Below are 24339 nucleotides of genomic sequence, written 5' to 3'. Positions count from 1 at the left end.
CTGGAATTTCAGGTTACACTGGAATTAACTGAAGCCGGAAGAAAAAACATTAGATTCAGGGTAAATGGAAGAAACAGCCCAAGGACGGTTCTAGCTGTTTCAAGAAACCAAGTCATCCGGTTAACCTCAGAAGACCCCACGTTTTTAAGGAACTTCTCAGGTCTAAAACCAATCAATACAGGGGATATACCTAGTCTTTTGTTGAGCCACCTACTGCTTATGTTGACGTTAAACGTTTCTTCAATTCGATTACAAAAAGCACTATTACGGGTTGCCCTGACCAGTGCAATCGCAGGGGCTGGAGTTGTGATGGGAGTTGCCCCCAACGTCACTCAGCCGTTAGCCCGTTGGTTTGATACCACAGTCTATGCTCAGTCCGTTTCCTCGGAAGAAGTCACCAATTATGCTCGGGCGGCGATCGCCGTAGAACGATTGCGCCAAAACACTTACAGCGAGATTAAACGCTTAGTGAATCCCGTGCCGAATATCGCCTGTAATCAACGGGCTGCCTTTAGCGGTTTACCCGGCAATGCCCGACAAATTGCGGAAAGTTACTGCAATCAATCCACGGTCATTGTGGAGCGTCATGGTCTGACCATTCAGCGTTTTAATGAGATTACCTCTCAACGGCAATCAGACAACAGTTTGGAGCAACGCATTCAACAAGCGATTCGCAATTTACAATAAGATTCTGCTTAATTCTTGTTGCTTGCGATGTTAACGCTAACCCAACGCCTAAATCCCTCAAAATTTAATCTTACTCCTCACCACGAACTCCCCTTAACGGCCGAGGAACGCCAAAGGAGTCGCTATCGCTTCCCCAGTCCTAGCGGTCAGGACATGGTGCTTGATCTGCCCCGAGGGACAACTTTACAACATGGGGATATATTACAAGCCGAGACAGGGGAATATGTTCTCATTATTGCCAAACCCGAACCCGTGTTCACAGTTGAAGCGGACACCCCCCTTGCTTTACTGAAGGCCGCCTATCATCTCGGCAATCGTCACGTTCCCTTAGAACTAACCCTCACTTATCTCCGTCTAGCCCCTGATCCTGTGTTACAGCATTTGCTGGAACATTTAGGATTAAGAATACGGGAGGAAATCGCGCCCTTTTCCCCAGAAACGGGGGTTTACGGTCATTCTCATCACTCGGACAAAGGAACTAAAAACGGGGACTAGGGAATAATTCCTATCATTCAGATGCACCCAGCTTTTTTCTCCGGAAGCCTGCCTATACTGGAAGAAGGAAGAAATAATCTGAACCATTCACTTTTATCTACCAAGGGTCTTATGTCTACTTTGACTGACCATTTAGACTCATTCCGCAAATTACCGCTACAAACTCAATTGATTTTTATTGGCTCTGCTCGCTCTAAACCGGAGTTTGCCCAACATCCCGAACAAATCGAGACACTAAAGCGCGTCCATGCGGAGTGTGTGCAGTTTGCCTCAGAATCTGAACGGGCGGAGTATTATCAGGCGATCGCGACTTGGGTGACCCAATAGAGCTTACTCAACCTTGACCTTCCGACTCCCTGACTTCTAACCTTGGGTCTTAACTTGTCAAGATTGCCTGTTCCCTGTTCCCCGTTCCCTAGCCCACTGATTCAGCAGACCCTCGCTAAAACACTGGGTATAATAAGTTTATATACTCATTTCAGTGCTTAGGGATTCTTACCATGTTCCCCCAAAAAACTTGGGTTGTTCTCGCTGCAACATCCCTCGCCCTTACTATCCCCTCCCTCGCTCAAGCCGCACACTTATACAGTGCTACCCCCCTCCCAGGAGTCATTCCCAATCTAGCTTGGGTTCAACGATCCAACGGCTCTTACTTGATGAATGGATTCGCCCTCAATAATGCCGGACAAGCGAGTTATCAAATTCTTACCCCCTATGGTTTTCAGCGTAATGACCGATTTGAAACTTGGTCTTATCTATGGAATCAAAACCTAGGGAGTGATTTACTGCGTTATGGTCAGGTCATGCCCATCAACGCTGAAACTTGGGCGGCATTCTTCCAGCCCGAACCCTATACCAACTTCCTCCTAGGACAACTTGACCAACTCAACGAAACTCAACGCCTCGCCGCCTATAACTATCTCATCGGCAATCCCAGCATTCCTGGATTACTGACCCCAGAATATTTGTTTCTCACGGAAATATCCTACTTGTGGGAACCCGAGCAAGGCTCCTATCTCCTAGGACAAGGACAAGTCACCGGAATTAGCGAAAGTGGTTGGGCAACTTTCAATAATGACCTAGGAGGGAGCTTTGCGCACAATCTAAACACCCGTGAAAACTTTGCCATTCCCACAGGGAGCCTAAACAATCCTTCCTATTTCACCGCGATTAACCAAGCCCAACAAGTCACCGTTGTTCAAGGGAATCAGCAGACCATCTTAGACCTATCCTCCCTCATGAGCATTTCCCCAGCTACCTCTGATCTAAGTCAGAATGATTTTGATCCTCTGAGCCATTGGTATCAAAAATATAGCTCTTGGGCTTTTTCCGGGGCAGAAATCCCCGCCTGTGCCTTAAGCGAAAATCACCCTTGCGCCTACGATGCTAATTTATCCGGTCAAGTGGTAGGTGGTAATTGGGGTGACAGGGCTTTTCTCTGGGAAGATGAGCAGTTTTATGATCTAAATGATCTCGTCGTGGGAGGGCAGGGAACTCTAGTCGCGGCAACCGCTATCAATGATCGTGGTCAAATATTGGCGATCGCCTCCTACGGGACAAATAACCCCTTCGCAACCGGAACTCCCGGACAAATCTATCTCCTAACCCCCCTATCTAACACGGAAACCTCACCCCCTCCCAGTACCATCCCCGAACCTCATAATCTTTGGGGACTACTCGCCTTCAGCCTCCTGAGTGTGAACTATTGCACTCACAAGGGGAGGAAGTTTCCCAACGGGTAATCCCCTCTACGGCTCAAAGCCCTATTAACAGGGCTTTGAGGGACATTCAGCAGACCCTTGATAGAGTTGCCATGATTACCATGGCAACATAAACGATTTGTGGTATTGTTTACCGTAGCCCGCGCTCCCCCCATAGGGTCAGCGTCGGGAGGATATCAGATATCTTTTCCATCCCGCAAATGGAGAATAACTGACTGCAGAATAACTGACTGGAGAATAACTGACTGCAGAATAACTGACTGGAGAATAACTGACTGCAGAATAACTGACTGGAGAATAACTGACTGCAGAATAACTGACGAATTCATTAAGGGAATGGGCGGTACTGGACTCGAACCAGTGACATCCTGCTTGTAAGGCAGGCGCTCTACCAACTGAGCTAACCGCCCCTTTGTTGAACATTATGTATATTAGCACACTTTTTTGAAATTGCAATGCCTTCTGGTCGAATTCATGATCGAGTGACGTTATGGAGTCTTCCCTGGATTGCGGGGGGGACGTTTGCGGTGACGGGGAGTGGGGAGTTGACGTTGATTATAACGGGGGGGTTTTTATTTAGTGGGTTGATGTTTGGCCCGGATTTAGATATTTATTCAGTTCAGTTCAAACGCTGGGGAAAGTTGCGCTGGCTGTGGATTCCCTATCAAAAAGCCTTGAGTCATCGTTCTAAGTTGTCTCATGGGTTTTTAATCGGCACGATTCTACGGGTGTTGTATTTGGGGGTGATTCTGTGGGGGGTGAGTTTGTTGGGAATTGCGATCGCGCAACTGATCTGGGGTTTTGCTTGGAACTGGCAGCGCGTGGTGATTAACAGTTGGCAAAACTTCCCCCGCTATCAGGCCGAAGCGATCGCCCTTTTTGTTGGTTTAGAATTAGGCGCGATGAGTCACAGTCTCGCCGACTGGACAGGTTCGACCCACAAACGCATTCAACGCAAAGGCTGGAAAACTCTCCTCCCCCAAGCCAAAAAGCGCAAAACTCGCCGTAAAACCCTCGCCAAACGCCAATAAACTAGAGATGGTTCTGCACTAATCTGTTCATCCTATGTCTGTTTCCCCGGATTCTAAACTGACTCAAGCCATCCTCACCGCCCTCGAAGATTTAGTAAAAGTGGTGGCACAATTGCGATCGCCCGAAGGGGGTTGTCCTTGGGACCGCCAACAAACCCCCGAAAGCCTCATTCCCTACGTCATCGAAGAAGCCTACGAAGTCGTCGCCGCTATCCAAAGCGGGGATCAAAAAGCCATAATCGAAGAACTGGGCGACTTACTCCTACAAGTTGTTCTACAAGCCCAAATTGCCCAAGATGAAGCCCAATTTACCCTAGCCGAAGTCGCCCAGGGCATTAGCGAAAAACTCATCCGTCGCCATCCCCACGTTTTTGGCGACCTACCCGTTGAAGATTTAGAACAAATTCACCGCAACTGGGAAGCTATCAAAGCCGCCGAAAAAGGACAATCTCCCGACAATCCCCCTCCCCTGAGCGAAAAACTCGCCACATACCCCCGCAAACTCCCCCCCCTTCTCGCCACCCTCAAACTCTCCCAAAAAGCCGCCGCCGCCGGGCTAGAGTGGGACTGTATTGAGGATGTTTGGGCTAAATTCCACGAAGAATTAGAGGAATTTCAAGCCGCCCTCACCACAGACAATAAAGCCCATCAAGAAGCGGAATTAGGGGATTTACTGTTTACCTTAGTCAATTTAGCCCGGTGGTACGATCTTGACCCATCCCAAGCCATCCAAGGCACCAATCATCGTTTTATCCAGCGTTTAGAAAAAATGGAAGAGTCGGTCAGTGGTTCTCTCACAGACTACTCTGTAGAAGAATTAGACCAAATGTGGCAACAAGCGAAAGCGCAACTAGGCCACTGAGTCGCCCAAGTCGCCCCGTACTCTCCGAGTTGGGTCATAGGTAGGGTCTGCTGTTCGCGAAGCGTTGCGTAGCAATATATCCATCTAATCACTGTTACTAGGACTTTTAGCCGTTTATACCAAATTAAATAGACTTGAGGGCAAAAACCTGAATTTCCCCTGTTCCTTCCCGTTCCCTTGACTTCTAACGTTGAGCCTTAACTTGTCAAGATTAGGTAATAGGGAATAGGACTGGCGGGGGAGGGAACAGGCAAGAACATCATGCTCTCAAGTAGGGATACTATAATTTGTCCCCCTCGACAGGGTAAGCTGTTAAAAGGCCACAGCAGAGAGACACTGTGAGCATCCATTTTAGTAGTAATAGCAGCTATGGCAACGGTTAACGAAAATTACCTTAAACTAAAAGCCGGATATCTGTTTCCGGAAATTGCGCGTCGTGTCAATGCGTTTGCGGAAGCGAATCCCAACGCACCCATCATTAAATTGGGGATTGGGGATGTCACAGAACCCTTACCAGAAGCCTGTCGCCGTGCTATGATCCAAGCGGTTGAGGAAATGGGCGATCGCAACACCTTCAAAGGCTACGGCCCAGAACAAGGCTATGGCTGGTTACGGGAGAAAATCGCCCACCATGACTTTCAAGCCAGAGGCTGTAATATAGATCCTAGTGAAATCTTCATCTCCGACGGTTCTAAGTGCGATACAGGCAACATTCTAGACATTTTCGGCAAAAACAATAAAATTGCCGTCACCGACCCCGTATATCCCGTTTATGTGGATACCAACGTCATGGCCGGACACACCGGAGAAGCCAATGACCAAGGAAAATATGGCGGTTTAGTCTATCTCCCCATCAGCGCAGACAATAACTTTTCAGCCCAAATTCCCTCAGAAGCCGTTGATTTAATTTACCTCTGTTTCCCCAACAACCCCACCGGAGCCACCGCCACCAAAGAACACCTACAAGCTTGGGTCAACTACGCCAAACGCCACAACGCCATCATCTTCTTTGATGCCGCCTACGAAGCCTTTATTACCGATTCTAGCCTCCCCCACTCCATCTATGAAATCGAAGGCGCTCGGGACTGCGCCATTGAGTTTCGTTCCTTCTCCAAAAATGCAGGCTTTACTGGAACTCGTTGCGCCTTCACCGTTGTACCTAAAACCCTCACCGCCCAAGCCTCAGACGGGTCTAAAGTGGAATTGTGGAAACTCTGGAATCGTCGCCAGTCCACCAAATTTAATGGCGTCTCCTACATTGTCCAACGGGGAGCCGAGGCTGTTTATTCCGATGTCGGACAAGAGCAAATTAAAGCCTTAGTTCGTTTTTATCTGGAAAATGCCCGCATTATCCGCGAACAACTGACAGAGGCAGGAATTACAGTCTATGGCGGAGTGAATGCGCCCTATGTGTGGGTCAAAACCCCAGATAATCTTTCGAGTTGGGATTTCTTCGATAAGTTGCTACAAACCTGCCATGTCGTGGGAACACCAGGCTCCGGTTTTGGATCGGCAGGAGAGGGGTATTTCCGCATTTCTGCCTTTAATAGTCGCGCTAATGTTGAAGAGGCGATGCAACGGATTACAGCCCAGTTTAACTAGGGTTTACTAAATCACTAGCTAGGGCTTGCTGAATAACTCTGCTCCGGGTGGGAAACAGGGAACAGGGGGAGTCGAAAAAAGGCAAGCCTTTTTGATGATTTATCCCTAAAACCTTGCAGTTTCTCGCTGTTAGAAGTCAAGGGAACAGGGAACGGGAAGGAACAGGGGAAATTCAGGTTTTTGCCCTCAAGTCTATTTAATTTGGTATAAACGGCTAAAAGTCCTAGTAACAGTGCTTAGAGGGATATATTGCTACGCAACGCTTCGCGAACAGCAGACCCTAGCTAAATTGGTCGGTTTTATCTCAGATTGGCTGTGAAAAATCGCACATTTTTCGCAGATTTTGGGCTTGACTTTTGACCTTTAAAATGATATTTTATACAATGGGAGTGGTTGCGCTTATCGATAACTTCAACCACTCCCATTATGAAGAATACTTAACTAAAATTAGTATCTCAAACCCGTGCCTTCCTGTCAAAAAAAATTTACATTTCTTCGTAAAATTTTTTTTAAAACTGAGGCTACCCCAACTAAATAACCTAACATAGACCTATTCCTTATTCCCTCCCCAGATACCAGACTTTCTCAGAAAGTCCTACTTAATTTATGGCTCGGATTAACCTCCTAGATACACGCACAACGACTTTCGGTGAATTACTTGGGAACGGCAAAATTTACCAAGTGCCGTCCTTTCAGCGTGATTATTCTTGGAATCAGGAAAATTGGGAAGACCTTTGGCAGGATATTCTAGGGCTTCATAGTAACCCTGATGCTAGCCATTATATGGGAGCCGTGGTATTACAAAACTCCAGAACCTCAGACAAACAGTTTACCATCATTGATGGACAACAGAGGTTAGCTACTCTCAGTATTATAGCCATTGCTGTCCTTGAGAAAATCCAAAACTTAGTAAATCGAGAACAGCAAAAGGACGAGAATCAAGAGCGGCAAGAAATTTTAAGACGAAATTATTTAAGTGATAAAGATCCGCGCTCTCTGCGCTATTCCAGCAAAATTATATTAAATGAAAACAACAATGAATTTTATCAAAGTAACTTAATTAATCTCAGGAAGCCCTTAAACCCTCGCGCTCTCTCTAAATCCAACCAACTACTCTGGAATGCCTTCGACTATTTCTGTGATCATTTAGAAGAACTAGAATCCATTGTGCAGAGTGGAGAAAAACTAGCTGAATTCCTAACCGATACGATTGCCAAAAGGCTGCTTTTTATTCAGATTAACGTTGAAGATGAATTTAATGCTTATACAGTCTTTGAAACCTTAAATTCTAGAGGAACAGAACTCAGCTCAACCGATTTACTGAAAAATTACTTGTTTTCTCTGTTTGAAGGACCAGATGACTTACAGGAAGCCCAGAGACAATGGAGGAGAATTATTAATACTGTGCAGATGGAGAAATTTCCTGAATTCCTCCGTTATTATTTGAGTATTACACAATCTAGAGTGAGACGAGAAAGACTATTTAAAATAGTGCGTGAATCCGTCAACAATCGGCAAAAAGCCTTTGACTTACTCGATGAACTTGAAGACTACAGCACCCTTTTCCTTGCGCTGAGTAATTCTCAGGATGAATTCTGGCGAGATACACCGCAAAACCAGCCCTATATTCGCGAACTTGAACTATTTAGAGTAAAACAAGCTTATCCCAGCTTATTTGTGGCATACAAACAGTTCTCACCGTCTGATTTTACTCGCCTATTAAAGCTTGTCTGTGTACTATCTTTTCGTTATACTGTGGTTAGCCGCCTAAACCCTAATGAACTAGAACGCCTTTACAATAAAGTAGCCATTGGGATTAATCAAGGTGAAATAAAAACTTCTAAACAGGTTTTTGATCAGGTTAGTTCACTCTATGTTTCTGATGAAAAGTTTAGACAGGACTTTTCTTTACTCTCCATTTCGACTAAAGGACAGAAAAAGAAATTAGTGCGTTATATTTTAGGCAAACTTGAGCAGGACTTATCCCAGATTCAAGTGAACGAAGATAGTTTTTCCCTTGAACATATTTTGCCTGAATCCCCTAGTAATAACTGGCGGGAAAACTTCACAGATAGCCAAATGGAAGAAATGGTTTATCGCCTTGGAAACTTGACCCTTTTAGAGCCTCATTTGAATCGGCAAGTGGGCAATGAGATTTATCCCACTAAGCGGGAAGTTTATCAGCAGAGTGTGTATAAACTAACCCAAACGATACAGGCGGAAGAATGGACTCCCCATGCCCTAACAACCAGACAGAGAGACTTAGCCAAAAGAGCTATGCAGGTGTGGCGCTCTGATTTTTTGTAAAACGACGGGGTTTTAAACCCAAAATTTTCGATAAAGAGAGTTGTTCCATGACAGTGAGAATCAGGAAGAGTGGGGGGAATCTAGACCGAGTTAGTTCGAACCAGAATCTAGATGAGGGCGCATCATGGACTCTTCCCCCATTACATCTACAGAATACTGCTCCGAATGTGACTGATAGTCCGTAGACGAATTGTCTACGCCAAGGAGATCATAAGGGGATGGAATCCTCGAAAGAACAAACCCTAAAAGCCTTGGGTTTACTGATTAAGAACCAGAGAAAAGCGATGGGTATTTCACAGGAAGAACTTGGGCTATGTTGTCATCTCAATAGAACCTACATATCGGGTTTAGAACGTGGAAAGAGGAATCCGTCTTTAGTGGCTTTAGTGAGTCTAGCTCGGGGCTTAAATACTACAGTTTCTGGTCTTCTGGAAAGTTTAGAAGAAGAAATTACAAAAATCCCATGAATTCTGATTTAATTGAGCATCTGAAAGCTAAATTTAAATCCGGCTCTTCTCAGTATAAAGTGTTTGCTTTATTATCTGACCAGCAATGGCACTGTCGCAGTTGTGAGGGAAAAAAAGTGGCTTCTGGTCAATATGCCGGGGGTGGTGGTATTCAAGGATTAGAAAGGGGAAATCGAAGTGGTCGCCCCGGATTAGTCATCGAAACTCAACGGAACTATTGTGAAATTTGCGGTAAAACTACGACTTGGGATCGATGGACGGGAGCAACGAGAACAGCTAATGCGGCGGCAAATATTCCAGCACTATTAAGCGAGAAAATATTGAAATTTTATCAATATAAAGATGTAATTGAGAACAGAATGAGAGAAGCTCATGAACTGATTATTGATCATCGTTTTCCGATGCAGCGTTGGGGTCAAAGTGAGCCAAGCCATGATTTAAATATCAGTGACAGCGAGATTATAGCCAAATTTCAACTTTTGAAAAAAGATAGTTCTGGTAATCACAATTTATTAAAATCAAGAAGTTGTGAGCAATGCGTTAAAACGGGCAAGCGAGGAACACCGCTCGGTATTCGATTCTGGTATTCTGGGGGAGAGGATTGGTCTGAGGATATTCCTGCCTTGGGTGCAGAAGCAGAACAAGGCTGTGTAGGCTGTGGTTGGTATAATTTTGAACAATGGCGAAATGAACTCAATAAAAGGCTAGCTGAATATTAGTATCAACTTGTACAGGATTGATGGGATTTGCCTCCCCTTTCACTATTCGATTTAAGTACGGGATTAAAGCAAAACCAATACATTCTGCTAAACGTGGAGGAACAGCATTGCCAATTTGCCACATTGCTTTTTTCATTGTTCCTTCAAAGATAAAAGAATCGGGAAAGGTTTGTAATCTTGCCATCTCTCTTGCGGAAATAACTCGGTTTAAATAGGGATGAATATGAGTTCCTCCGTGGTTTTCTTTCACAGTCATACTCGGTTTTCCCGGATATTGTCGTTTAAAGGCATCTAAGTAAGTTTTATATAATGAACCACCGGGAGGAACTTGGGCAATTCGTTCCATATATTCGGGAGAGTGACGAGTCCATTCATGATTAATACTGGGGATGGTTTCATAAGCAGGTAAGTCAGCAATAGCGGATTCAATAGATTGATATTGATCGGGACGTAATTGGGGTTTAGGGTAAGGATTTTGTAGACCTAAACGATTAGCTATAAAAATAGCTCTGGGTCTAATTTGTGGAACACCATAGGCAGCCGATTCTAAGATAGCTACTGAAACATTTGTGTAGCCAATGGCAGCAAATGCCTCAAAAATAGCTTGTTTCACGTTTCCTTTTTTCATCGTTAAAATACCGGGTACATTCTCCATGACGAAGTACCAAGGTTTGATTTCTGCAACAACGCGCACAAATTCTTCAAATAAACGATTTCTGGGGTCGTTAGGATCTCGTTTCCCTGCGACGGAAAAGCCTTGGCAAGGGGGGCCACCGACAACAAGATGGACGGGGGGTGAGTTTATTTGACCTAACCACTCTTGAGGTAAAAAATTATGGATATCTCCTGTAAAATGGTGGCATTGTGGAAAGTTTTTTTGGTGGGTTGCTGAAGCAATGGGGTTAATTTCTACACTGGCAATGGGATTAAATCCTGCTTGCAGAAAACCTTGGGTCATGCCTCCTGCCCCACAAAATAAATCCACGAAATTGTAGTTTTTTTCGGGTGTTGTCGGGCTATTGATATCTATAAAAATTTGGTGGGCATCCCGTTTATGGGTTGCAAGTTCACGCTGAATTCTTTCATAACGCCCTAACTTAGCTTTTTTAGGTTTCTTGGGGGTGTTTTCGGGAAATAAAGAGAGTTGTTCCATGACAGTGAGAATCAGGAAGAGTGGGGGGAATTTAGGGCGTTTAAGAGGGCTTGGCGCATGACCTCGATGGGGACGGGCTGCTGTAACCACAATTCTAAGGCCGCAGCGCCTTGTTGAACGAGCATTTCTGTGCCGTCAAGGGTCAGGAGGTCGCGCTGTTGGGCTTGTTGGAGGAAACGGGTAGGACGGGGGGTATAGATGAGGTCGTAGACGATGGCGCTGGGGGGGAGGTGGGGCCAAAGGTCTGGGGGGAGGGGACTGTGGGCAGGGTGGGGGTGCATTCCCACGGGGGTACTATTGATTAGGAGTTCGGTCCGGGGGAGGAGGGCGGGTAAGTCGTGGTAAGTGTGGAGGGTGAGGACGGGGGCGAAGGGGGTATTTTGCCAACTCTGTTGGAATTGTTCAAGTTTAGTGCGATCGCGCCCAACCACAGCCACCCGTCTACACCCTAATTCTACACAACCCGCCACCACAGCCCGAGCCGCCCCCCCATTGCCTAAAACCACAGGGTACAAGTGCGACCAATCCCGCTCTAAAGATTTTAAAGGGGCAATAAATCCGGTGACATCGGTATTGGTGCCCTGCCATCCTGTGGGACTGTGCCAGACGGTGTTCACCGCGCCAATGGCCTGGGCGACGGGGGATACTTGACTTAATAGGGGAATAATCGCCTGTTTGTGGGGAATAGTGACGCTGAAGCCCACTACACCGATGGCCTGAAAGCCCGCTAAGGCCGTCTCTAAAGCGGCTGGAGGGACGGGGAGGGGTAAATAGACATAATTCAGGTTTAAGTGGGCGATCGCGGCGTTGTGCATCGTGGGGGAGAGAGAATGTTGCACCGGATGGCCAATCACCCCCAACAAGCGAGTCGTTCCAGTAATGGTCAGCATCGGTTATGACTATGAGTGGTCAAATTATCTTATAACAAACCATGACTCAACCCCTTAAACTCCTAATTAGTAACGACGACGGGATTTTTGCCCCCGGAGTCCGTACCCTTGCCAATACCCTCGCCCAAGTGGGGCATCAAGTCACAGTAGTTTGTCCTGACCGGGAACGGTCTGCTACAGGTCACGGTCTGACCATTCATCAGCCTATCCGGGCGAATGTGGTAGAAGGGTTATATACCCCCAGCGTGAAGGCTTGGTCTTGTTCCGGGACTCCCGCCGACTGTGTGAAATTGGGACTGCAAGCCATCCTCTCAGAACGCCCGGATTTCGTCCTTTCGGGCATCAATCAGGGCGCAAATCTTGGCACCGATATTTTATACTCTGGCACCGTTTCGGCGGCAATGGAGGGGCTAATTGATGGCATTCCCAGCATTGCGGTGAGTTTAACCAGTTTCCAATCCCAAGAATTCCCTACAGCGGCCCAGTTTATCCAAGAGTTGTTAGCCAAGTTAGTCCATCATCCCCTAGCGGAGGCGACGTTGTTAAACGTCAATGTTCCAGCACTGCCTCCTGAAGGGGTGGCCGGGGTGAAGATTACCCGGCAAGGTTTACGGCGCTATATTGAGCAGTTTGAGCAGCGTTTAGACCCTAGGGGGAAAAGCTACTATTGGTTAGCGGGGGAGGCTGTAGAGGAGATTGAACAGCCCGATCATGCCCATGTACCCGCTCATATTCTGACCGATGTTCAGGCCATCCGCGATCGCTACATTTCCATCACGCCCTTACAATACAACCTCACCGATGCCCAAAACGTCTCCCCCTTGGAGATCACCGTCCAGCTTGACCCTGCCCATTTGAGCTAGGGAAAATCCGTTATAATAACTTCGCAAAACTTCATACAATCTCTCATTTAATCGCTTTTGGTTATGGCATCAACCTCCAACTTTGTCCCCCAACTCCCCCTTCCCGACATTTTCGGCAAACTGGCTTATCAAACCTTCCAACAGACCAAAAACGCCCTGAGTTTAGCCCACAAAATGGCCGCCAGTCGTTTAACCGAGTGGGTTTTACCGGAATCTTGGCATCAACCCCTACAGGAACTCTCCCCGGAACTATTGTCCCAGTTAAAACAAATGAATGACAACCTCATGGAGCGAGACTGGGAAGACGCACAGGAGGGAGTTTATCCCCAAAGTCTGTTATTTGAGAGTCAGTGGGATGATTTCCTGCGCTACTACCCACAAGTTTGGCTGGAATTAGGGAAAGTGTGGCAACGGTTGCCGAAGAAAAATTATCAACATTTTGACGCAGAGATTGAAACCCAAGGTTATCCGAAATACTACCTCCAGAACTTTCACCATCAACCCAATGGCTATTTAAGCGATCGCTCTGCCGAATTATACGACCTTCAGGTAGAACTACTCTTTAATGGTTGCGCCAACGCCATGCGACGCAGAATTTTAGCCCCCCTCAAGAGCGAGTTAACCGCTAATTTTGCCCACCTACTCCCCCAACAGATTCGAGTCTTAGATGTTGCCTGTGGCACCGGGTACACCCTGCGCGCTTTACGGGCTACCCTACCCAAAGCCTCTTTATTTGGGTTAGATTTATCCCCCGCTTATCTCCGTCGCGCCAATCAACTCCTCTCCCAATTCCCCGGAGAATTGCCCCAATTAGTCCAAGGAAAAGGGGAAGAATTGCCTTATTTAGACCAATATTTTCACGCCGTCACTTCCGTTTTCTTGTTCCATGAATTACCCGGCAAAATCCGTCAACAAGTCATTGAGGAAGCCTTCCGGGTGTTAAAACCCAATGGGGTATTTATTATTTGTGATTCCATGCAAGCCGTAGATCGTCCTGAGTTTACCCCCATGATGGAGAACTTCCCCACCCTCTACCATGAACCCTACTATCGGCATTATATTCATGATGATTTACAACTACGCTTAGAACAAGCCGGGTTTACAGATATTCGCATTGAAAACCATTTAGTGAGTAAATACTGGATTGCTCGTCGTGGCTAATGGGTAATCGGCAACCTTAACAAGTTAGGCTTATGCGCATTTGGACACAACCGCATTTTCCCTATTACCTGACCTTGACGAGAAAACCAAGGGCTTAACTTGTCAAGATTGGGTAATCAATAAATCCCCATTAAAAACCCCAGTCTCAGTTAATCCCTGAAACTGGGGTTTAGAAAAGGCGGCTCAATTAAATCAGCACTTGACTTCAGCTAACCCTACTAAACGATTGCTTAAATCCCACATTTTCTCACCCTTTTCATCATCCCGAGCTTGGCGAGAAACTCGTTGAACAAAAAACTTACCGTCTTTTTTCTGACGGTTTCCCCAACTCCAATAAGCACCAGATTGACAGAACTCCGGATCAATAACAACCGCAGCCACCCGTTCCCCAGCTAACTCCTGAGAAACATAACCCCCAGTAATATTTTTTTGGAACCAAGGGAATAGTTTTTGGAATAAGGGGTAATGATTGCGGAATAAAGGCGTATCCGCTACACATCCCGGATAGAGAGAAGTAAACGTGATCCCCGTCGATTCATGGTAACGGCGATGTAATTCCCGCATCGTTAACACATTACAAACTTTGCTATCTTTATAAGCTTTTACGGGTTCAAACTTTTTCCCATCTGCCATAGTCACCGGGGCTTTAAATCCTTGAGCAAAGCCTTCTAAATTCCCTAAATCAGGACGCGGTGGAATTTTACCCCCTAATTCATCAGGATTATGGGTAACAGTCCCTAAAATGACCATTCTCTTATCCTCACGGGGGGATTTTTTCATATCATCTAAGAGCAAATTACATAAGAGAAAATGGCCTAAATGATTGGTTGTCATGGTTAACTCATAACCATCCAAAGACCAAAGGGGTTCTTTTAACAAGGGCATATAAATTGCCGCGTTACAGACTAAAGCATCTAAGGATCTGCCTGTTTTTCGGAAATCTTGGACAAAACGACGTACACTATCTAAAGAACCCAGATCAATGTGGAGTACAGTGTAGCTATCTTCGGGAATACCCACAGATTGAGCCGCTTTTTTCGTCTTCATCAAATCTCGACAAGCCATAACAACGAACCATCCCCGTTGGACAAAGGCTTTCGAGGCATATAATCCCACACCGGAAGAAGTTCCTGTAATAACAACTGTTGGTTTTTCGTTGGCAATCATAGTCTATTTCCTCTCCATAGCTCACGAATACTATCAATCCGTCTTCTAGGATCTCATAATCTACAAAGTCTGGATAACCCTTGACTTGTTTTGTTACAAAATCGCAATATGCTACGGGATTATTTGTAAAGTAATGTATAGCTTGACGTGCAGGAAGGGTAAAGAAGCACCCAGAAATACGGTATTTCTACATGAATAGATCCGTGAAGTTAAGTTTACCGAGGGGGGGACACCCTATCACAAAACAAAGAAAAATATTACCTAGGTTTAATTGACAGTGAACTACCCCGCCCACAAGGGGACGGGGCTTCCCAACTCAACAGCAACCGCCTCTACGGATGACTTACGCCCCCGCTTTGGTCTTACATTGCCTCCTTGGGCAGTATCGCTGGTTCCCAACGATAATATTCGTAAGCCTTCATCTCGAATATTGATAGCTGCATTTACGTCTCTGTCATGTTGGGTTTTGCAATTGGGGCATTCCCAACTACGAACATCAAGAGGCAGACTATCAATCTGATTGAGGCATACATGACAAGTCTTACTGGACGGGAAAAACCGACCAATTTCTAGATAGGTTTTCCCGTCTTTTTCAGCCTTGTACTTTAACTGTCTGGTGAATTCTGACCATCCACAATCTGAAATCGCTTTGGCTAGATTGTGGTTTTTCACCATGTTTTTGACTGACAGGTCTTCCACAACGATGACTTGATTTTCGTTCACCAATTTGCGGGAGAGTTTGTGCTGGAAGTCTTTGCGAGTGTTAGCAATCCGCTCATGCACTCGCGCTACAATACGTCTTGCTTTAGCCCGACGCTTTGAACCCTTCTGTTTACGAGATAACTTTTGCTGCTTGCGTTTCAGGTTTTTCTCTCTCTTCTTGAGCGGTTTGGGATTATCAAATTTAGAACCATCAGACGTAATGGCAAAATGGGCTAACCCTAGGTCAATCCCAACCGCTTTACCTTGGCTGCTTATTTCAGGTTTAGGTAGTCCATCGTCAAAAAGCAAAGAGGCGGAGTATTTGCCCGTCCTACTCATGCTGACGGTAACGGTCTTCAGCTTACCATCGAAAACACGATGAAATTTTGCTTTGACATCACCGATTTTAGGCAATTTAATCGCTTTATCCAACAACTTGACGTGCTGCGGATACTGGATTGATTGCTTACCATGCTTGCTCTTGAAGTTGGGATATTGAGCTCTTCCCTCAAAGAAGCTGATAAACGCCCTGAGAAAGATTCAGGGATACAGACTGGAGAACTTGGGAATAACATTGGGCCAACCAAGGAAACTCCTTTTTGAGTGCTGGTAAGCGGTCGTTATACCCCTGTCTTGACAGTCCCTTCCCGGTTGCTTTGTAGGTTTCATTGTTCAGGTTTAGAGCGTAGTTCCACCACCACCTAGCACAGCCAAACGCCTTTGACAAGGCTACTTGCTGCTCAGTGGTTGGATAGATTCTGACCTTAACAACACTTCTCATTCTCCAAGTTTAACACAAAAAGGATTAATGGCAAGACCGATAGATTATTGTCAATCTGCGCGGCATTGAACCGCTTGATTGACTGGCCTTTCATCCCCACCCACGAGGGGATGGGGAGTTCCCGGCAATCTTTTTAAAAGGGAACAGGGAACGGGGAATAGATCATCTAAAACTGGCACAAGGGCCTATTCCCAACTCCCGATTCCCGACTCTCAAACTTATTCAGCAAGCCCTAGGGACTTCACTCATATAACCAGGGTTTTTGGGTGGGAGTCCAATTGACTAACTCACTATCGGTAAACCAGAGACTAATTTCACGTTGGGCGGTTTCAATGGCATCAGAACCGTGGATTAAGTTACGACCCACATCCATTCCATAATCTCCCCGTAGAGTACCCGGTTCGGCGTTGAGGGGGTTGGTTGCCCCGATAATTTTCCGCGCCGAAGCCACTACGCCCTCTCCTTCCCAAACCATCGCCACTACAGGACTAGATGTAATAAACTCAACTAAACCTTGGAAAAAGGGGCGTTCTTTATGAACATCGTAGTGTTGTTCTGCTAGTTCTTTAGAAACTGCCATAAACTTCAGCCCCACGAGGGTAAAGCCTTTGGCTTCAAAGCGTTTGATAATCTCCCCGATTAATCCTCGTTGTACACCGTCCGGTTTAATCATCAAAAATGTCCGTTCCAAGCTAACCTCCTGCTGTTGGCTGATCAATGAATTGATACAGAAGACAGATTAGCTCAGAACGGGTACGGGAGGATAGGGGAAGGCGTACAATTTCTGATCCAAAGGTAGTCCCGTTTCCTCGACTGTTTTAGTGCGCCCTAATTTCCTCCTTAGAGATAACGCTTGATCGTATCGTACCGATCATCTAAGGGGGTTTCCTCAAATTTCTTGAGGTGTTTTCGCCACTTGTTCAACCAATCCGCTAAATGTTCTTCACCGGACTGATGCTGTGCGATCGCCTCCTGAAACTGGGGGTAGAAGGCCGCAAACCTTACATAGTCATCAATATCTGCGCCCGTTAGATTAAAGCCCCAAGCTTGGGCGATGTTGGCTACACCATCGCGATTCGCTGGACAAGGGGGTTTTAATTGGTCTTGCAGAGTGGGGTCGTCACAGACTTTTTGAAAAAAGCCGATTATATCTTCTCGCTGAGACATTACGCCATCATTTGAATCTACCATATCTTATTGTACTGGAAGGGAATGACTGTTCTGGAAAAACTCCGACCTTGCTTTTACAAAACTTATCTGTTGATTAACCATCAAGAGGTTGTAATCCTGATCCGACTGGAGCAATAGAATTTAAGATTAATTTGGGATGATCCGCTAAAACCTGATGGAGATTCCATTCATTGCGGAACAGGAGAACCGGGCGATTCCAACTGTCTTTAACGGTAATGGTATTAAATAACCGTCCCACTTTGTCGAGGGCTTCCCACCCCCCCTCAACCCAACGGGCGACATTATAGGACAAGGGTTCTAAGTGGGTTTCTACCCCGTACTCGTTCAACATCCGAAACTGGACGACTTCAAACTGTAATTGTCCCACGGCTGCGAGGATGGGATCCCGTCGGAAATCGTCGGTGGAGTACATAATTTGAACGGCCCCCTCTTCCCGTAACTGGGTAATCCCTTTATGAAACTGTTTAAATTTGGAGGGGTTGGGGTTTTTTAGGTAAGCGAACATTTCGGGGGAAAAACAAGGAATCCCTTCATACTCTAGGGCTTTACCGTTATAAATGGTGTCCCCAATGGCAAAGACTCCGGGGTTATTTAAACCAATCACATCGCCGGGATAGGCTTCTTCGAGGGACTCACGACCTTGGGCAAAGAGTTTTTGCGGTCGGGAGAGACGGACGTTTTTTCCGGTGCGGGCATGACTCACGGTCATATCTTTTTCAAATTTCCCGGTACAAACCCGAACAAAGGCCACCCGGTCGCGGTGTTTGGGGTCCATATTGGCTTGTAATTTGAACACAAACCCGGTGAAGTCGGGATAGGTGGGGGGGATGTCACCGAGGGAGGAATGGCGGGATTCGGGCTTTAAGGCGTGCTGGAGGAAGGATTGTAAGAAGAGTTCCACGCCGAAATTAGTCATGGCGCTGCCGAAATAGATGGGGGTCATTTTCCCGGCGTGAACTTGGGCTAGGTCGAAATCATGGGCGATTTCGTCGAGGATTTCTAATTCTTCTTTAAGTTGATAGTAGAGGTCTTGGTCTAATAAGTCCTCAAGGCGAGGATCTCCAAGTTTAATGGTGGTATCAAGGGCGGCTTTGCTGCCATGAGAACGCCGCTCAAACAGGTGTATGCTTTGGGTGGCACGGTCATAGACTCCTTGAAAGCGATCGCCCATGCCAATGGGATAATTCATGGCATAGGTTTTTAAGCCCAGTTCTTGTTCAATTTCGTCCAATAATTCTAAGGGTTCTCGTCCCGGACGGTCTAATTTATTGATAAAGGTGAAAATGGGGAGCGATCGCATTTTACACACTTCAAACAGTTTGCGCGTTTGCGGTTCCAACCCCTTAGCCGCATCAATCAGCATCACCGCATTATCGGCCGCCGCCAAGGTGCGGTAAGTATCCTCACTAAAATCTTGGTGTCCGGGAGTATCGAGCAAATTAATCTGATACCCGTCATACTCAAACTGAAGCACCGTCGAAGTAATGGAGATTCCCCGTTGTTGTTCCATTGCCATCCAGTCCGAGGTCACTTTTCGTTGATCTCGTCGGGATTTCACTGCTCCAGCTTCATGAATGGCTCCACCGTATAACAGAAGTTTCTCGGTCAGGGTAGTTTTCCCGGCGTCGGGGTGGGAAATAATGGCGAAATTACGGCGAATATTGACCGCTTGTTCTAATTCAGTTAACAATTCTGTGGACATGAATGCTCGGCAATGGAAAGGCTGTTTTCTATTCTAAGGGATCAGGCTAGGGAATTAATAATCACCGTTCACTCTCCCCAAACACATCCTCTTCTTGACCGACCCACCATTCCCCTAAATTCATTAAATCTTGGTGAATATCGGCCAAACGGATCCCGTACTCCTCGGCAGAAATTTGATCCTGTATCTCCTGCAATTTCCTTAAACGCAATTGCACTAACAACCAGGGCTTAAACTGGCTGTTGGTGGTTTCTAGGTATTGTGCTAGTGCTTCACTGTCCAAGGGAGTCTCCCTCAATCAACCCGATGCCCCGTATTTTACAACCCCTTCACGAATGGGCGGAATGAATAAAATGCCCAAGTATAATAAAGTGCGGTGATCTATCGTGAGATAGTCACCCGGATGCACTGTTAAGAGGAGAAAGGAACATGGAAACGTTAGCCTACAATCATAGCTATGCTCTCCATGAGGCCATGACGGATCTCGACTATGATTTTTCAAGTTTCCAAGAGTGGCGAACACTGAAAACTCTCTCATCGGTCGCTTGGTTGAGTGCCATGGGGGTCGTTCTCTTGGGGGGTTTACTCAGTGCCACCTCTCCGGTTTATGCGCAAATCTTGAAGCGGGGGATGGCAGGGGAAGCGGTGGCTGAGGTGCAAACGTTATTGAGAAATCGAGGCTATTCCATCTTGTATGGGGTCAATGGGGCAGGACGGGGACAATTTGGCCCCCAAACTGAACAGGCGGTACGACAGTTTCAAGGCAGTGTTGGGTTGCCTGTGGATGGCATTGTTGGCCCCAATACCCTAACGGCGCTGCGCAGTGGCACCGGAGGCAGCACTCCCCAAGGGGCAACGTCTTCTGATTCGGGTTTATTGGTTTTGGGGTCAAGAGGGGATCGGGTGGCTGAGGTGCAAACGTTGTTAAGAAATTGGGGGTATGACATTCCCTATGGGGTCAATGGGGAAATGCGCGGGGTGTTTACAGATGCGACTTTACAGGCAGTTCGTCAGTTCCAGTCCCGCATGGGTTTAATGGTTGATGGCATTGTGGGGCCGCAAACGATAGCGGCTTTACGGGGGGGACAAGGGGGTTCTTCTGCGGTGGATAAGGCGGGGATGGGGACTGAGGGCAATTATATTGTGGTGACGAATGGCAATCGTTTAAATGTGCGCAGTGGACCGGGGATGAATTATCCGGTTGTGCGATCGCTCCCTGACGGCACCCCCATTATGGTGGCCAGTGTCCCTAACCCCAATTGGGCGCAAATTGCCCCCGGACAATTCGTTTCTACGGGCTTTATTCGCCAGCGCTAAATTGCCCCAAATTGAATCATTCCTGCCTGAAATCCGGTTTCTTGTCCCAGGGCGCGAAGAAGTGCCATCTGACCCCTAGAAACCGGGTTTTTAAGGTCTTGGGTTGCTTTTTTAATACTTTTGTATTAAAGTACAAAGTAACCTTACGCCTTCAGTGTAGCATGAAATCCTCATCTCGACCCCCTCAATCCTCAAATTACCGTCATCTGGTTTGTTTAGCTGGGGGAAATCCTCCCTCTATCCCAGATTCTCAATCGGTTTCCAATGCAGCTGTTCCCAAAACTCTGTTAAAAACGACCCTCACCCCAGCAGAAGAGTTTGAGGTGAGGTTGAAGCGTTTAGAAATGCAAGGCCAACGGATTAATACCTTAGCGGAACAATTAGCGAGGGCTTTGCTAGACTTTAAAGAGTTGGCCACCCAAATCAACCAAACCAACTACACCACCCGCCAAGGGCAGAATGACCCCCAACAGCCTAATCCCATTTGTCAGTACGAAGTGGTGACGGTGCCCTATGTTTACCCCACCCCCCAAGGGGCTTTACGGCTAACCTCTCGTCCCTTGGATTTGTTGGAGGCTGAACGAGAAGCGCATTTTTTGGCGATCGCACTCCGTCAGCGCCGCAACCGTTTGTCTCCTCACGCCTAAGTATTAATTCTCAGAATGGTACAACAAGTTACAGAATCACACCTAAGCCTAAAGCATACTAAGTGTCATTCGTAAATATTAGGGTATAATCAAAACCTAGCTTTTTCGGTTCAGCTTGTTAACTCGGTTCTCTTGGGCTTGATTCTCTAAAAATTAGATACTACAGAGATTCTATTCCAGGATTAAGTTTTGAGAATGTTCTCTAGGAAATGTTGTGTATGGAAACCCACTTACTAGCAGCATTAGCACCCATCAGACGACAGTTAAAATTAATTGCTTGTTTGATGCTCTCCATCGTTTTTGTTTGGGTAGCCGTTTTAATCAATTTCTTGCCCACCCACTCCGTTACTACTTTTGAGGAATTGCCCTTTGTTGTTTCTGTTGAACCGTCTTAGGGAATGGGCAAGAGGCAAGAAGCCCTAATTATCAATTATCAATACTCCATTCCCCCACACCCCACACCCCACACACTTAAAACTGTCCTAAGCTGAATAAGAAGGAACAAGGCAGCGAAATTTCAGCAAAACGGCTACCCCGAGAACTCGGATAAATTTGTTAGAGTCGAGGGTGAACCCATTGCAAGGAGTGTGACTAAGCTTGATGGGACAAGAGCGAACCATTGGGGATCTTTTATGTTCGGCACGGCAAGGATTAACCCCTGAAACCTGGGAAAATTATCTCGCTACGCTGGTTGAGGTACAGCACCACTTGCTGTTCGCTCAAGGGGTGAAACAGGTTTATGGGCAGGTTTTAGCTAAATTAGGCCAAGGAAGTGGCGCGGATGGGGCTTATTGGTTAGAACGCGGCTGTGATGGGGCTTCCGGGATGGCAGTTCAGGCGGTGTGGTGGCGGGAGTCGAAGGTGTCTCACCCGTTGTTTCCCCACAGTGAGGCCTGGCGGTGTCTGGGGGCTTGGTTTGGGCCATTGGAAAGGGGCCAGGTGGTGGTGAAACACCGTGAGGATTTAACCCCCGCCGAACAAGCCCTCTGGGACGGTTATCATATCCAAAGTTTCCTAGCGCTTCCGTTGTGGTATCAGGGGCGTTTACTGGGTATGGTGGGGTTAGAACGTCATCAGGGGGCTACACCTTGGCAGGAGGGGGAAATTGAACTGTTGGGAATTGCCATGAGTGCGATCGCCTGCCAACTGCACCAACAGCACCAACCGCTGGACAGTTCCCCAGTTTCAGACTCCCAACCTTCTCTATTTCATCCCATCCCCGAGGGCAATTTCCAAACATCCCCCGCCGGTCATTATTTAAAAGTTAACCCGGCTTTTGTCAATTTGATTGGCTACAATTCCCCCGAGGAATTTCTCCGCCAAGTTCGGTATCCTCAATGTTTGTATGTGAATCCCCAACGATATCTAGACTATCGCCGCCAACTACAACAGGAGGACTTTCTCAGTGATTTTGAATACTGCATCTATCACCGCAATGGAACCCGTCTATGGTTGTCGGAAAATGTTCATGGGGTGCGGGATGAACAGGGACAACTGCTGTATTACGACAGCACCGTAGTTAATATTACAGAACGGCGACAAATTCAATCCCAACTAGAATATTATGCCAGCCATGACCCCCTCACCGGATTAATGAATCTCAGCGCGTTTGTCTCTCAACTGACCAACGCCTTAGAACAGGTGAAATCGGCTCAAAATGAGTTTTTTGTCGTGTTATTAATTGATTTGAAACGCTTTCAGGTGATTAATCAGAGTTTAGGTCATTTAATCGGGGATCAACTGTTGATTGAATTGGCCTATCGTTTAGAAATGTATGTGGGAAGTTATGGCAGGGTGGCGCGTTTAGGAGGGGATGAATTTGCCGTTTTATTAGACCAAGTGAACGACTATGAGGAAGTGGGCGAACTGGTAGATAATTTAGAGGAAGGGTTTGCGGATCCCTTCTGGATTCAAGGTCATGAGATTTTTGTCACGGGGAGCATTGGGATTGTGCGATCGCACCGAGAATCCACCGGAGAACTCTACGACAGTCCAGAACAACTCCTGCGCAACGCTTACCGGGCTATTGAACAAGCCAAACGTCAGGGAGGCTATACCGCCAAACTCTTTGACAGCACCCTGCACCCCCTCCTCCCCGACGAACTCAAATTAGAAATTGCCCTACGAAAAGCCCTCGACAATCAAGAATTTGTCATCTATTTTCAACCGATTATTTCGATTCAAAAACCGGAACTCTACGGTTTTGAAGTCCTCGTCCGTTGGCAACATCCCCAACAAGGCATCATCCCCCCCCAAGACTTTATCCCCCTCGCAGAAGAAACCGGATTAATCATCCCTTTAGGCGACTGGGTACTCTATCAAGCTTGTCAACAAGTACAAAATTGGTCTAAACAAGGGGTGATTCCAGAACATACCAATCTCAGCGTTAATCTGGCCGGACAACAGTTTTTTGTTCCCGATTTAGTCCCCCGCATCCGCGAAATTTTGCACCAAACCGGATTAGCCCCCTCTCGTTTGCGCTTAGAAATCACCGAAGGGGTGATCATGTCCAATGAACAGGCCATTGAGCGCCTCCAGCAACTAAAAGCGTTAGGTGTTGGGGTAGGAATTGATGATTTCGGCACGGGTTATTCTTCCTTAAGTCGTTTACAAGCTTTTCCCTTAGATACATTAAAAATCGACCGTTCGTTTATTTGGAATATGACCTCACAACAGGAGGAAGAAATCGTTAAAGGTATTATTAACTTAGGCTTAGGATTAGGCTTGAATTTAGTTGCAGAAGGCATTGAAACAGCCGATCAACTGGAATCTCTGCAAGCGTTAGGCTGTCAGTATGGCCAAGGCTATTGGTTCGCAAAACCCCTAAGTGTGGGGGCAGTAGAACAATGGTTAGAGCAGTTTAATTTGAATTAA

At 46.6% G+C, this 24339-nt stretch carries 23 protein-coding genes, 1 tRNA gene and 1 pseudogene; 16 read left to right on the top strand and 9 right to left on the bottom strand.

What is annotated here, in order from left to right; genetic code table 11:
* The first annotated feature begins 219 nt into the window (after window positions 1-219).
* From SPI9445_RS0101095 to SPI9445_RS0101080, 4 genes are all read left to right on the top strand, one after another.
* On the top strand, window positions 220-687 hold the full coding sequence (locus SPI9445_RS0101095) for a DUF4168 domain-containing protein (protein WP_017302865.1): 468 nt from the start codon (window positions 220-222) through the stop codon (window positions 685-687).
* Window positions 688-714: 27 nt separating this feature from the next.
* Window positions 715-1182, top strand: a complete 468-nt coding sequence (gene ureE / locus SPI9445_RS0101090; RefSeq protein WP_017302864.1) for an urease accessory protein UreE — start codon at window positions 715-717, stop codon at window positions 1180-1182.
* 111 nt (window positions 1183-1293) lie between these two features.
* A complete protein-coding gene (locus SPI9445_RS0101085) occupies window positions 1294-1509 on the top strand; it encodes a hypothetical protein (protein WP_017302863.1) in 216 nt (71 codons plus the stop codon).
* A gap of 173 nt (window positions 1510-1682) precedes the next feature.
* Window positions 1683-2924 carry a hypothetical protein gene (locus SPI9445_RS0101080; protein WP_017302862.1) on the top strand — a complete coding sequence of 414 codons (1242 nt, stop codon included), beginning with the start codon at window positions 1683-1685 and terminating at the stop codon, window positions 2922-2924.
* Window positions 2925-3240: 316 nt separating this feature from the next.
* Here the strand turns inward: SPI9445_RS0101080 and SPI9445_RS0101075 are convergent.
* Window positions 3241-3313 (bottom strand) — tRNA-Val (locus tag SPI9445_RS0101075).
* 45 nt (window positions 3314-3358) lie between these two features.
* On the opposite strand from SPI9445_RS0101075, the gene SPI9445_RS0101070 reads away from it, so the two are divergent.
* The 6 genes from SPI9445_RS0101070 (at window position 3359) to SPI9445_RS0101045 (ending at window position 9891) form a co-directional block, all read left to right on the top strand.
* On the top strand, window positions 3359-3934 hold the full coding sequence (locus SPI9445_RS0101070; protein WP_017302861.1) for a metal-binding protein: 576 nt from the start codon (window positions 3359-3361) through the stop codon (window positions 3932-3934).
* A 34-nt stretch (window positions 3935-3968) separates the two neighbouring features.
* A complete protein-coding gene (gene mazG, locus SPI9445_RS0101065; RefSeq protein ID WP_017302860.1) occupies window positions 3969-4796 on the top strand; it encodes a nucleoside triphosphate pyrophosphohydrolase in 828 nt (275 codons plus the stop codon).
* 369 nt (window positions 4797-5165) lie between these two features.
* Window positions 5166-6398, top strand: a complete 1233-nt coding sequence (locus SPI9445_RS0101060) for an LL-diaminopimelate aminotransferase (RefSeq protein ID WP_017302859.1) — start codon at window positions 5166-5168, stop codon at window positions 6396-6398.
* A gap of 606 nt (window positions 6399-7004) precedes the next feature.
* A complete protein-coding gene (locus tag SPI9445_RS0101055; RefSeq protein ID WP_017302858.1) occupies window positions 7005-8705 on the top strand; it encodes a DUF262 domain-containing protein in 1701 nt (566 codons plus the stop codon).
* A gap of 218 nt (window positions 8706-8923) precedes the next feature.
* Window positions 8924-9172: a helix-turn-helix domain-containing protein gene (locus SPI9445_RS0101050; protein WP_017302857.1), complete on the top strand. Its 249-nt coding sequence runs from the start codon at window positions 8924-8926 to the stop codon at window positions 9170-9172.
* A complete protein-coding gene (locus tag SPI9445_RS0101045) occupies window positions 9169-9891 on the top strand; it encodes a restriction endonuclease (RefSeq protein WP_017302856.1) in 723 nt (240 codons plus the stop codon). The genes SPI9445_RS0101050 and SPI9445_RS0101045 overlap by 4 nt, the downstream gene beginning before the upstream one ends.
* Here SPI9445_RS0101045 and SPI9445_RS23850 read toward each other — a convergent pair.
* Both SPI9445_RS23850 and SPI9445_RS0101035 read right to left on the bottom strand, forming a co-directional pair.
* The gene (locus SPI9445_RS23850; RefSeq protein WP_017302855.1) at window positions 9866-11044 is read right to left on the bottom strand and encodes a DNA cytosine methyltransferase; all 1179 of its coding nucleotides are present in this window, start codon (window positions 11042-11044) and stop codon (window positions 9866-9868) included. The genes SPI9445_RS0101045 and SPI9445_RS23850 overlap by 26 nt on opposite strands.
* Window positions 11045-11055: 11 nt before the next feature.
* Window positions 11056-11934 carry a shikimate dehydrogenase gene (locus SPI9445_RS0101035; RefSeq protein ID WP_017302854.1) on the bottom strand — a complete coding sequence of 293 codons (879 nt, stop codon included), beginning with the start codon at window positions 11932-11934 and terminating at the stop codon, window positions 11056-11058.
* Between the two features lie 41 nt (window positions 11935-11975).
* Here SPI9445_RS0101035 and surE point away from each other — a divergent pair, with 41 nt between their 5' ends.
* Together surE and SPI9445_RS0101025 are read left to right on the top strand one after the other, a co-directional pair.
* Complete coding sequence (surE, locus tag SPI9445_RS0101030) at window positions 11976-12797, top strand: 5'/3'-nucleotidase SurE (RefSeq protein WP_017302853.1); 822 nt, start codon at window positions 11976-11978, stop codon at window positions 12795-12797.
* Between the two features lie 63 nt (window positions 12798-12860).
* Window positions 12861-13958 carry a class I SAM-dependent methyltransferase gene (locus SPI9445_RS0101025; RefSeq protein ID WP_017302852.1) on the top strand — a complete coding sequence of 366 codons (1098 nt, stop codon included), beginning with the start codon at window positions 12861-12863 and terminating at the stop codon, window positions 13956-13958.
* 192 nt (window positions 13959-14150) lie between these two features.
* Here the strand turns inward: SPI9445_RS0101025 and SPI9445_RS0101020 are convergent, their stop codons facing one another.
* From SPI9445_RS0101020 to SPI9445_RS0100995, 6 genes and pseudogenes are all read right to left on the bottom strand, one after another.
* Window positions 14151-15125 (bottom strand): protochlorophyllide reductase, encoded by a 975-nt coding sequence (locus tag SPI9445_RS0101020; protein WP_017302851.1) that lies wholly within the window; start codon window positions 15123-15125, stop codon window positions 14151-14153.
* 282 nt (window positions 15126-15407) lie between these two features.
* A pseudogene (locus SPI9445_RS26855) lies at window positions 15408-16608 on the bottom strand (RNA-guided endonuclease InsQ/TnpB family protein).
* 241 nt (window positions 16609-16849) lie between these two features.
* On the bottom strand, window positions 16850-17299 hold the full coding sequence (gene ndk / locus SPI9445_RS0101010) for a nucleoside-diphosphate kinase (RefSeq protein WP_026079437.1): 450 nt from the start codon (window positions 17297-17299) through the stop codon (window positions 16850-16852).
* 149 nt (window positions 17300-17448) lie between these two features.
* Window positions 17449-17799 (bottom strand): Nif11 family protein, encoded by a 351-nt coding sequence (locus SPI9445_RS0101005; protein WP_100227060.1) that lies wholly within the window; start codon window positions 17797-17799, stop codon window positions 17449-17451.
* Between the two features lie 73 nt (window positions 17800-17872).
* The gene (gene prfC / locus SPI9445_RS0101000) at window positions 17873-19501 is read right to left on the bottom strand and encodes a peptide chain release factor 3 (RefSeq protein ID WP_017302846.1); all 1629 of its coding nucleotides are present in this window, start codon (window positions 19499-19501) and stop codon (window positions 17873-17875) included.
* 61 nt (window positions 19502-19562) lie between these two features.
* Window positions 19563-19784: a hypothetical protein gene (locus SPI9445_RS0100995; protein WP_017302845.1), complete on the bottom strand. Its 222-nt coding sequence runs from the start codon at window positions 19782-19784 to the stop codon at window positions 19563-19565.
* A 146-nt stretch (window positions 19785-19930) separates the two neighbouring features.
* Between SPI9445_RS0100995 and SPI9445_RS27190 the strand changes: the two genes are divergently transcribed.
* From SPI9445_RS27190 to SPI9445_RS23830, 4 genes are all read left to right on the top strand, one after another.
* Complete coding sequence (locus tag SPI9445_RS27190; protein ID WP_017302844.1) at window positions 19931-20818, top strand: peptidoglycan-binding protein; 888 nt, start codon at window positions 19931-19933, stop codon at window positions 20816-20818.
* Window positions 20819-20979: 161 nt separating this feature from the next.
* Window positions 20980-21465, top strand: a complete 486-nt coding sequence (locus tag SPI9445_RS27185) for a hypothetical protein (RefSeq protein ID WP_017302843.1) — start codon at window positions 20980-20982, stop codon at window positions 21463-21465.
* 218 nt (window positions 21466-21683) lie between these two features.
* On the top strand, window positions 21684-21860 hold the full coding sequence (locus tag SPI9445_RS30230; protein ID WP_017302842.1) for a hypothetical protein: 177 nt from the start codon (window positions 21684-21686) through the stop codon (window positions 21858-21860).
* Window positions 21861-22065: 205 nt separating this feature from the next.
* Window positions 22066-24339, top strand: a complete 2274-nt coding sequence (locus tag SPI9445_RS23830; protein WP_017302841.1) for a putative bifunctional diguanylate cyclase/phosphodiesterase — start codon at window positions 22066-22068, stop codon at window positions 24337-24339.

Source organism: Spirulina subsalsa PCC 9445 (assembly GCF_000314005.1).
Taxonomy (GTDB): Bacteria; Cyanobacteriota; Cyanobacteriia; order Cyanobacteriales; family Spirulinaceae; genus Spirulina_A; species Spirulina_A subsalsa.
The sequence above is the reverse complement of the archived record's forward strand: the minus strand, read 5'-3'. Positions and strand labels throughout refer to the sequence as shown.

Bases quoted from the DNA above. Each gene is read 5' to 3' on its own strand.
- mazG (WP_017302860.1), top strand. From the start codon at position 3,969: ATGTCTGTTTCCCCGGATTCTAAACTGACTCAAGCCATCCTCACCGCC.
- SPI9445_RS0101085 (WP_017302863.1), top strand. From the start codon at position 1,294: ATGTCTACTTTGACTGACCATTTAGACTCATTCCGCAAATTACCGCTA.
- SPI9445_RS0101070 (WP_017302861.1), top strand. From the start codon at position 3,359: ATGCCTTCTGGTCGAATTCATGATCGAGTGACGTTATGGAGTCTTCCC.
- prfC (WP_017302846.1), bottom strand. From the start codon at position 19,501: ATGTCCACAGAATTGTTAACTGAATTAGAACAAGCGGTCAATATTCGC.
- SPI9445_RS0101060 (WP_017302859.1), top strand. From the start codon at position 5,166: ATGGCAACGGTTAACGAAAATTACCTTAAACTAAAAGCCGGATATCTG.
- SPI9445_RS27185 (WP_017302843.1), top strand. From the start codon at position 20,980: ATGAAATCCTCATCTCGACCCCCTCAATCCTCAAATTACCGTCATCTG.
- SPI9445_RS23830 (WP_017302841.1), top strand. From the start codon at position 22,066: ATGGGACAAGAGCGAACCATTGGGGATCTTTTATGTTCGGCACGGCAA.
- SPI9445_RS0101035 (WP_017302854.1), bottom strand. From the start codon at position 11,934: ATGCTGACCATTACTGGAACGACTCGCTTGTTGGGGGTGATTGGCCAT.
- SPI9445_RS0101055 (WP_017302858.1), top strand. From the start codon at position 7,005: ATGGCTCGGATTAACCTCCTAGATACACGCACAACGACTTTCGGTGAA.
- SPI9445_RS0101050 (WP_017302857.1), top strand. From the start codon at position 8,924: ATGGAATCCTCGAAAGAACAAACCCTAAAAGCCTTGGGTTTACTGATT.
- SPI9445_RS0101095 (WP_017302865.1), top strand. From the start codon at position 220: ATGTTGACGTTAAACGTTTCTTCAATTCGATTACAAAAAGCACTATTA.
- SPI9445_RS0101020 (WP_017302851.1), bottom strand. From the start codon at position 15,125: ATGATTGCCAACGAAAAACCAACAGTTGTTATTACAGGAACTTCTTCC.
- SPI9445_RS0101045 (WP_017302856.1), top strand. From the start codon at position 9,169: ATGAATTCTGATTTAATTGAGCATCTGAAAGCTAAATTTAAATCCGGC.
- SPI9445_RS23850 (WP_017302855.1), bottom strand. From the start codon at position 11,044: ATGGAACAACTCTCTTTATTTCCCGAAAACACCCCCAAGAAACCTAAA.
- SPI9445_RS0101025 (WP_017302852.1), top strand. From the start codon at position 12,861: ATGGCATCAACCTCCAACTTTGTCCCCCAACTCCCCCTTCCCGACATT.
- SPI9445_RS0101005 (WP_100227060.1), bottom strand. From the start codon at position 17,799: ATGGTAGATTCAAATGATGGCGTAATGTCTCAGCGAGAAGATATAATC.
- ureE (WP_017302864.1), top strand. From the start codon at position 715: ATGTTAACGCTAACCCAACGCCTAAATCCCTCAAAATTTAATCTTACT.
- SPI9445_RS30230 (WP_017302842.1), top strand. From the start codon at position 21,684: ATGGAAACCCACTTACTAGCAGCATTAGCACCCATCAGACGACAGTTA.
- surE (WP_017302853.1), top strand. From the start codon at position 11,976: ATGACTCAACCCCTTAAACTCCTAATTAGTAACGACGACGGGATTTTT.
- SPI9445_RS0101080 (WP_017302862.1), top strand. From the start codon at position 1,683: ATGTTCCCCCAAAAAACTTGGGTTGTTCTCGCTGCAACATCCCTCGCC.
- SPI9445_RS27190 (WP_017302844.1), top strand. From the start codon at position 19,931: ATGGAAACGTTAGCCTACAATCATAGCTATGCTCTCCATGAGGCCATG.